Source organism: Bradyrhizobium sp. Kon56, from assembly GCF_055807635.1.
Genome location: NZ_JBVVOU010000031.1, coordinates 64,116 through 72,486 on the forward strand (window position 1 = coordinate 64,116; position 8,371 = coordinate 72,486).

Annotated in this window: 9 protein-coding genes; 4 read left to right on the top strand and 5 right to left on the bottom strand. The window is 65.3% G+C overall.

Translation table 11 applies throughout. The annotated features are described in order from the left end of the window. Nucleotide 1: 1 nt before the first annotated feature. The 4 genes from lon to AC0L3B_RS32435 form a co-directional block, all read right to left on the bottom strand. Nucleotides 2–2,407: an endopeptidase La gene (gene lon, locus AC0L3B_RS32420; RefSeq protein WP_247295098.1), complete on the bottom strand. Its 2,406-nt coding sequence runs from the start codon at nt 2,405–2,407 to the stop codon at nt 2–4. An 8-nt stretch (nt 2,408–2,415) separates the two neighbouring features. Continuing rightward, nucleotides 2,416–2,799 (bottom strand): Hsp20/alpha crystallin family protein, encoded by a 384-nt coding sequence (locus AC0L3B_RS32425; RefSeq protein ID WP_007601432.1) that lies wholly within the window; start codon nt 2,797–2,799, stop codon nt 2,416–2,418. A 154-nt stretch (nt 2,800–2,953) separates the two neighbouring features. Beyond that, complete coding sequence (locus tag AC0L3B_RS32430) at nt 2,954–3,520, bottom strand: YciE/YciF ferroxidase family protein (RefSeq protein WP_085384836.1); 567 nt, start codon at nt 3,518–3,520, stop codon at nt 2,954–2,956. Nucleotides 3,521–3,620: 100 nt separating this feature from the next. Further along, nucleotides 3,621–3,827 carry a hypothetical protein gene (locus tag AC0L3B_RS32435; protein WP_007601434.1) on the bottom strand — a complete coding sequence of 69 codons (207 nt, stop codon included), beginning with the start codon at nt 3,825–3,827 and terminating at the stop codon, nt 3,621–3,623. 89 nt (nt 3,828–3,916) lie between these two features. On the opposite strand from AC0L3B_RS32435, the gene AC0L3B_RS32440 reads away from it, so the two are divergent. The 3 genes from AC0L3B_RS32440 (at nt 3,917) to AC0L3B_RS32450 (ending at nt 7,155) form a co-directional block, all read left to right on the top strand. Then, nucleotides 3,917–4,543, top strand: a complete 627-nt coding sequence (locus AC0L3B_RS32440; protein ID WP_247335370.1) for a MarC family protein — start codon at nt 3,917–3,919, stop codon at nt 4,541–4,543. A 158-nt stretch (nt 4,544–4,701) separates the two neighbouring features. After that, the gene (locus AC0L3B_RS32445; protein WP_198957640.1) at nt 4,702–5,355 is read left to right on the top strand and encodes a class II aldolase/adducin family protein; all 654 of its coding nucleotides are present in this window, start codon (nt 4,702–4,704) and stop codon (nt 5,353–5,355) included. A 12-nt stretch (nt 5,356–5,367) separates the two neighbouring features. Then, nucleotides 5,368–7,155 carry a chloride channel protein gene (locus tag AC0L3B_RS32450; protein WP_085361046.1) on the top strand — a complete coding sequence of 596 codons (1,788 nt, stop codon included), beginning with the start codon at nt 5,368–5,370 and terminating at the stop codon, nt 7,153–7,155. A 50-nt stretch (nt 7,156–7,205) separates the two neighbouring features. Here AC0L3B_RS32450 and AC0L3B_RS32455 read toward each other — a convergent pair whose 3' ends face one another. Next, nucleotides 7,206–7,463, bottom strand: a complete 258-nt coding sequence (locus tag AC0L3B_RS32455; RefSeq protein ID WP_085350586.1) for a DUF2798 domain-containing protein — start codon at nt 7,461–7,463, stop codon at nt 7,206–7,208. Nucleotides 7,464–7,749: 286 nt separating this feature from the next. Between AC0L3B_RS32455 and AC0L3B_RS32460 the strand changes: the two genes are divergently transcribed. Then, on the top strand, nt 7,750–8,139 hold the full coding sequence (locus AC0L3B_RS32460) for a hypothetical protein (RefSeq protein ID WP_473381683.1): 390 nt from the start codon (nt 7,750–7,752) through the stop codon (nt 8,137–8,139). Nucleotides 8,140–8,371 lie beyond the last annotated feature (232 nt).

Genomic DNA, 8,371 nt, shown 5'->3' on the forward strand with positions numbered 1-8,371 from the left:
TTCACTCCGCCGCTTCGACCTTGGCCTCGATTTTGGCCTCGGCCGGCTCGAGCGCCGCGGCGATGGCTTCGTCGACGCGCTCCAGCCAGATGAATTCGAGGTTGTCCCGCGCGCTCTGCGGGATATCGTCGTAATCCCGCTTGTTGCGCGCCGGCAGCATCACCCGCTTCAGGCCCGCGGCCGCGGCTGCCACCACCTTCTCCTTGATGCCACCGACCGGCAGCACCAGGCCGCGCAGCGAGATCTCGCCGGTCATGGCGGTGTCGCTGCGCACCGTGCGATTGGTGAGCAGGGACGTCAGCGCCGTGAACATCGCAACGCCCGCGCTCGGTCCGTCCTTCGGGGTCGCGCCTGCCGGCACGTGAACGTGGATGTCGCTCTTTTCGAACAGCTGCGGATCGATGCCGAGCTGCGTGGCCTTGCTCTTCACCAGCGTCATCGCAGCCTGCACGCTCTCGCGCATGACCTCGCCGAGCTGGCCGGTCAGGATCATGCCCCCGCGGCCTGATACCCGCGAGGCCTCGATGAACAGGATGTCGCCGCCGACCGGCGTCCAGGCCAGGCCAGTGGCCACGCCTGGAATGCTGGTGCGCTGCGCGATCTCGCCTTCGAAGCGCGGCTGGCCGAGCACAGTGCCGATGTCCTTTGGCGTCACGACGATCTTGGCAGCCGTGCCCTCGGCGACCTGCACGGCAGCATGGCGGAACAGCTTTCCGATCTCCCGCTCCAGGTTACGCACGCCGGCTTCGCGGGTGTAGCCCTTGACCACCAGCTTCAGCGCCTCCGGCTCGATCTCGGCTTGCTCCGGCGTCAAGCCGTTGGCCTCGAGCTGCCGCCGCACCAGATAGCGCCGCGCGATCTCCAGCTTCTCATCCTCGGTGTAGCCGGCGAGGCTGATCAGCTCCATGCGGTCCAGCAACGGACCCGGGATCTGGTCCAGCATGTTTGCGGTCGCGATGAACACCACGCGCGACAGGTCGAAGGGCACGCCCAGGTAATTGTCCCGGAATGTCCCGTTCTGCTCGGGGTCGAGCACCTCCAGCATCGCGGCGGAAGGATCGCCCTGCACGCCGCGGCCCATCTTGTCGATCTCGTCCAGCATCATGACGCAGTTCCGGGCGCCGGCCTTCTTGATGCCCTGGATGATGTTGCCGGGCAGCGCGCCGATATAGGTGCGCCGGTGGCCGCGGATCTCGGCCTCGTCATGCACGCCGCCGAGGCTGACGCGCACGAAGGGACGGTCCATCGCGCGTGCGATGGACTGGCCGAGCGAGGTCTTGCCGACGCCGGGCGGTCCGATGAAGCACAGGATCGGCGCCTTGCCCTGCGGCGCCAGCTTGCGCACCGCCAGATATTCGATGATCCGGCTCTTGATCTTCTCCAGGCCAAAGTGATCGGCGTCGAGGATGCGGCGCGCTTCCTTGATGTCGATCGGCTTCTCCGCGGGCAGTGCCCACGGCAGCTCGATCAGCCAGTCCAGGTAAGTGCGGACCATGCCGGCCTCGCCGGCGGCCTCCGGCATGCGCTCGTAGCGGCGCAGCTCCTTCTTCGCATGTGCATCGGCCTCGGGCGGCATGTTGGCCTTGGCGATGGCAGCCGTCAGCTCGGCCACCTCGGCCGCCTTGCCGTCGCCTTCGCCGAGCTGGCGCTGAATGGTCGCCATCTGCTCGCGCAGGATCGCTTCGCGCTGCCGCTCGTCGAAGCTGGCGCGGGTCTGCTGGCCGATCTCGTTGCTGATGCGCAGCACCTCCAGCCGTTCGGCCAGATGCTTCGACACCTTCTCGACACGCAGAGCGAGGTCGATGGTCTCCAGCACCTCCTGCTTGTCCTGCGGCTTGATGTCCATGAACGAGGTCGCCAGGTCCGCCAGCGCGCCGGGCGCCGTGGTGCCCTGGAACATCGCGACCAGTTCGGGCGGCGCCTGCGGCAGCAGCTCGATCGCCTCGATGGCCTGACGCTGCAGGTTCAGCCCGCGGGCCTCGATCTCGGGCGTGCTGGTGGTCGGCTCCGGAATCTGCTGGATCCGCGCGGCCGGGAACGGCGTCCCCGGCAGGAAGTCGAGGATGCGCGCGCGCTGCACGCCCTGGCAGACGATGTGATGGGTGCCGTCGGGCGCGGTGATGTAGCGCACGATGTTGGCGATGGTCGCGACCCGATAGAGGTCGTCCGGTCCGGGCTCCTCGGTCTCGGGGCTGCGTTGCAGGACGATGCCGACCGGCCGCTGCTCGCGCAGCGCCTGCTGCGCGGCGGCGACCGACTTCGGCCGTGCGATCGCGATCGGCGCGATGGCGCCGGGGAACAGCACCATTTCGCGCACGGGAATGATGATCAGCGCGTCTTCGGGAATCTTCACGTCGGAATTGCTCTGGGGATTGGTCGGTGCGGTATTCATTGGTTCGGTGGCCATGATCGACCTCAGGATTTGGCGAGGCGCAGCGCGACGCAGCCGTCCATCACGAAGCGGCTGATGGCGTAACGGCCAACGGGCAATGCAATGCGGCGCTCAAAACGCCCCTGCGGCAGTTCGAGCCGGTGGATGCGGGCGTTGCGAAGCTCTGGCGGAAGGGTGCGCTGGCCGGAGATGACGAGCACGCCGTCATGGATGACAGTCTCGACATTGTCGGGATTGACGCCGGGAAGCGCGACCAGGATCAGGAGCTCATGCTCGGTTTCGAGCACGTCGATCGGCGGCTCCCAGCAGGCTTCCTGCCGGCCGAACTGCTGGCGCAGCCGTTCGGCGCGGGTCAGCGAGTCCAAGGCTTCGGACAGCATCCAGTCGAGGGGATTTTTGGGTTGCATGATGCGGGCTCGGCGGGTGAGGATCGCTGAATATGGGGCCGGTTCCCGAGAATTCCAGCCCGGCTGCGCGCAGGTGCCATGCGGATCGTGCGATCCGAAAACAAGCGCCGCGGCCTTCCGGGCCGCGGCGTTCCGTCGTCACCCTATGTGTGCCTCAGGCCGCCTGGCGGTATTCCTCTTCCGCCTCGAGGTTGATCACGGAGGTGGCGAGCTCGGTCAGGGCGTGATCGGTCGCCTCTTCCTCGTCCAGCGTCGCCTGCAGCAGCTTTGCCGCGTCCTGCATGCCGAGCTCCTCGGCCCAGGTGCGCAGCGTGCCGTAGCGGGAGATTTCGTAGTGCTCGACCGCCTGCGCGGCTGCGAGCAGGCCGGCGTCGAGCGCAGGCGCGTTCTTGAACTCCTTCATGATCTCGGCACCTTCGTCGGTGATGCCGTTGATCGCTTCGCAAGGCTTGCCGCGGGCCGGCTTGCCCAGCATCTTAAAGATCTGGTCCAGACGTTTGACCTGGCCCTGGGTCTCGCGCAGATGCTTGTTGAAAGCCGCCGCGAGCTCCTTCGAATTGGCAGCCTTGGCCATCTTGGGCAGGGTCTTGATGATCTTGTTCTCGGCGAAATAGATGTCCTTGAGCGTCTCCAGGAATAGGTCGCTCAACATCTTCGGCGCCTGACGGGCGCGGCCCGTCGACGATTTCTTGCTTGTGCGCTTCTTTGCTCGTTTTGCCATACATCCTCCTCTTGAGGTGACGCGCGAAGGCATCGCCTTCCGCAATCCTCAGGCGATCAAAAGCTTTCGGAGAACGAAAGTTCCAAACTGCAGCCTGCGCTCAGGTCGGGCGCTTGTAGGGATCTTCCTGCCGCTGCCGCGCCTCGGTGTTGCGGTCGAGCTGCGCGCGCTCGCGGCGCCGCAGGCGCCCCGCCTTCGCCACGCCGTAGACGAGGACCGCACCGAGCACGAAGGCACCGATGAACCAGAGCCAGAGCAGGTTGCCCGAAAGGTGACCCAGCAACATTCCAATTCCACTGTCACTCATTGTGCATCTCCGGTGATTTTCAAAGCGGTTCTATCGGGCTAAGTCAGTCCGCCAGCCATCGTTCCTGCGTCCAGGGAGCCCACCGAGACATGATCGACTTCACCCTGTCCGCGTTCGTGACGCTGCTGCTCGTGGTCGATCCGGTGGGCCTTGCGCCGGCCTTCCTCGCTGCGACCGGAGGCATGCCCGACAAGACCATGCGCACCATCGCGCTGCGTGCGCCGCTGATTGCGGCGTCGATCCTGGTGGTGATCGCCCTGATCGGAAACTGGCTGCTGCGCCAGCTCGGGATCGGCATCCCCGCCTTCCAGATCGCCGGCGGGCTGCTGCTGTTCGGCGTGTCCTACCAGATGATCTTCGGCGACCGTCCGCATCGCGAGGCCCGCGAGGCCGATAAGGCAACCTCGGAGCATGCCTCCGACGTCGCGGTATTCCCGCTGGCGATCCCGATGATGGCCGGTCCCGGCGCGATCGCGACCACGCTGCTCCTGACCGGCGATGCCGGCTACGGACCGAGGCTCGCGATCATCATCGCGGTCGTGCTCGCCGTGTGCCTGCTCTGCATGCTCTGCTTTGTCTCCGCGAACATGATCGCGCGGAGCCTCGGGCGCACCGGCAACGCCGTCCTCTCGCGCGTGCTCGGCATGCTGCTCGCGGCCTATTCGGTGCAGTTCGTGATCAACGGCATCGCTGCGGTCCGGGCAAGCTTGCCGTAGAGCTGCGACAATCTGTTAATGCGTTGATTTTCATGTTTATTCCATGATGCCATGAGGCGGCTGGCGGGATCGCGCGCGATCCGGTCCGCTTTCTCTTGCGCTGCCATATTGCTTGACGTACTCCCCGTCTGACAGGCGCCCATCGTCAGGAAATCGAGATGTCGATGACAGCGGACGAGCTCGACAAGAGACAGGCCATCATCGGCGCCTGCCGCCGCATGAATGCGCTCGGCATCAACCAGGGCACCTCGGGCAATATCAGCGTCCGGCATGTGGACGGGCTTCTGGTCACCCCGACCAGCGTGCCCTACGACGCCATGACGCCGGACCAGATCGTGTTCATGACGATGGACGGCTCGCACGCGCCCGATCAGAAGCCGTCCAGCGAGTGGCGCTTCCACCTCGACATCCTGAAGGCCCGGCCAGACGTCGACGCCGTCGTCCACGCCCATCCGACCTATTGCACCATCCTGGCGATCATGGGCCTGGAGATCCCGCCCGTGCACTACATGATCGCGGCCGCCGGCGGCGACAGCATCCGCTGCGCGCCCTATGCCACCTTCGGAACGGCGGAGCTGTCCGAACATGCCGTGCGGGCGCTGGAGGGCCGACTTGCCTGCCTGCTCGACCATCACGGCATGATCGCGATCGGCAAGTCGCTGGACAAGGCGATGTGGCTCGCCGTCGAGGTCGAGACGCTGGCGCGGCAATATCACGGCTGTCTCCAGATCGGAGAGCCGCCGCTGCTGTCGAGCGCCGAGATCGAGCGGGTCCGCCAGCGCATGTCCGGTTACGGCATGTCGGAAGGGTAGGGCGGACAGAACGTGTTCCTGCGGATCAGACATCTCGCCGACCGCAAGGGGACGAACCGCATCATGGTTCGGCTGCGGGCGCTGCTACGCAGCAACGAATTCTATCTGATCCCGCTGGCGCTGGTGATCGGCACGCTCGCCGGCGCCATCGTGACGCTGATGGCCGAGATTGCGCAGATTGCCCACATGGTGATCTACGGCATTCCCATCGACGTCCGCCTGTCCGCCAATACCAGCGTCAGTCCGTGGGCCGCGCTGATCGCGCCCGCGCTGGGCGGGTTGGTGCTTGGGATCATGGAGTGGTGGCGGCGACGGCTCAAGCTCTCCAGCGCGGTCGATCCGATCGAGGCGAACGCACTGCGCGGCGGCAATCTGTCGATGCGCGACAGCGTGGTGGTGTCCAGCCAGACGCTGATCTCGAACGGCTGCGGCGCCTCCGTCGGCCTCGAGGCCGGCTATACCCAGATCGGCTCGGGTATCGCCTCGTTGCTCGGCAAGTTCTTCAATCTGCGCCGCAACGATCTGCGCCTGATCGTCGGCTGCGGTGCCGCTGCGGCGATCGCGGCGGCCTTCGGTGCACCGATCACGGGCGCCTTCTACGCCTGCGAGCTGATCGTCGGCGTCTACTCGGTCGGCAGCGCGGCGCCGATCCTCGCCGCCTCGCTCGCGGGCGCCCTGACCGCGCAATGGCTCGGCGGCGCGCCATACTCGCTCGAAATACCCAAGGTCAGCGCCGTCGGCGTCGAGCAATATCTCGCGCTGATCGGTCTCGCGCTCGTCACCAGCGGTGTCGGCATCGCCGTGATGCGCTCGTCCTCGATGTTCGAGCGCCTGTTCAAATGGCTGCCGGTCTGGTTGCGCCCGGTGATCGGCGGCCTCATCGTCGGCGGTTTTGCGATCGTCACGCCGCAGGTGCTGGCGGCCGGCCACGGCGCAATGGTGCTCGATCTCTTTCACGACATGACGATCGGCCTGATCGCGCTGATCATCGCCTTGAAGGTGACGGCCTGCCTGATCTCGCTCGCCTCCGGTTTCCGCGGCGGCCTGTTCTTTGCCTCGCTGTTCGTGGGCAGCCTGATCGGAAAGTTCTTCTCCGCGGTGCTGCTCTTGATCAGCCCGAACTTCGTGATCGATCCGCTGGTCGCGATGCTGACGGGCATGGCGACGCTGGGCGTCGCCATCGTCGGCGGTCCCTTGACCATGTCGTTCCTCGTGCTCGAGATGACCCGCAACGTCGACGTTACCGCCGTGGTGCTCGCCGGCTGCATCGTCACCTCGATCTGCGTCCGCTTCATGTTCGGGCACTCCTTCTCGACCTGGCGCCTGCATCTGCGCGGCGAGACCATCCGCAGCGCCAACGACGTCGGCTGGCTGCGCAACCTCACCGTCGAGCGGCTGATGCGCTCAGATGTTGGCAAGGTGCCGTCGACCACGACGATCGCCGCGGTCCGCCGCGAATTCGCGCTGGGCTCGCGGCCCGGGATCGTCATCGTCAACAATGCGGACGAATATGTCGGCCTTGTCCTGCTGCCCGACCTGTTCTCGGGCGACCTCGACACCATCGCCGACGAAATCCAGGTGATCGAGCTCGCGCGCCTGACCGAGATCGTGCTGATCCCGGAAATGAACGTGAAGTCGGCGATGGCGGTGTTCGACGAGGCGGAGGCCGAGATGCTGGCGGTGGTCGATTCCACCGACAGCCGCAAGGTGGTCGGCTTCCTTACCGAGACCTTCGCCCGCCGCCGCTATGTCGAGGAGATCGACAAGGCGACGCGCGGCGTACTCGGCGCGCTGTCGTAAGGTCACGCGGAAGCGGGACGGCGTGCGTCATGCGCCGCCGTCCGCGCCTGCTATCGGCCTGGCTGCAAGGGAGCAGCGACGACGCTAGCCACGATCCGGCGGACCAGTGGCAGCACCATCAGCAGCGTCGGAAAGGCGACGAGCCATGACAGCGCCCAGGCGCCCGGCCAGGTCGCGAGGAACGCCGGCGTTGCGCCGAGGCTTCGAAGGGTGGAAATGACCGACACCACGGCTGTCATGAGGATGGACAGCACAAATGGCATCACGATCGACGCATAGCGCGCCGGCAGTTTGCGAACCGCAATCATCTGGTTTCTCTTGGAATAAGACGCGTCAGTCACGGTGAACCCAAGAATGGCATCGATCCCGACGGCGTCGGTTGATGCGTTGGTTCACGTAAAACGCTTACGGCGACCGAAAGACGGTGCGCCTGTTCATTATCCGCTCATGTTGGATGGTTCAAGCTGGATCTGGACGTTCGATCTACAATCGTTCAACGCGTGGCAGATTGCCGCGATCACGAAACCATTTCAGTGGTTTGGACGTTTAGTCTTGTTTGATTATGTCGCTTCGAGCGAGAACAGGAAGGTCAAGATGAATAAAGGACCGATGATTTCCGCAGCCGGCCGCAGCGTTGGGCTGGCAGCTTTCGCAAGTCTTGTTCTGATGACGGCCCCGATCACCCCTTCGGCTGCCAACTCGCCCGCGCCCACCAAAGCCGCTGCCGCGGGCTCGGTCGCTCCGGCTGCCACCGATTTCAGCGCGGCTCGCCGCCACCGCTATTATCGGCGAGGTCCGAACGCTGCAGGCCTCGCTTTCATGGGCGCGGCGGCAGGTCTGATCGGCGGCGCGATCGCAGAGAGCAGGCGCCAGGAGTACTACGAGGACCGCTATAATTACGGTCCCGGTCCTTACTACGGCGGCCAGGGATATTACGGCGGCGGTCCCTACTATGGTCCGCGTGGCTATTATCAGCCGTATTAGGCGCCTGTCCTCGCCGCAGTCTCGTTCTCGCCAAGGGGCGGTGTTTTGCACCGCCCCTTGTTGCTTCTGCGCGAGGCGTCTCATTGCGCGACCTGTGTCGCGGGCGCGTCAATCCCCTCCAGAAAAAATATTCCGCTTTACCGAAATTCGGAAACGGCGTATGTGTCGCCCATCCCGGCTCATCCTTGAGGGGCGATCTTGTGGTCGTCATGTTCGCGAGCCGGGCTTGCGG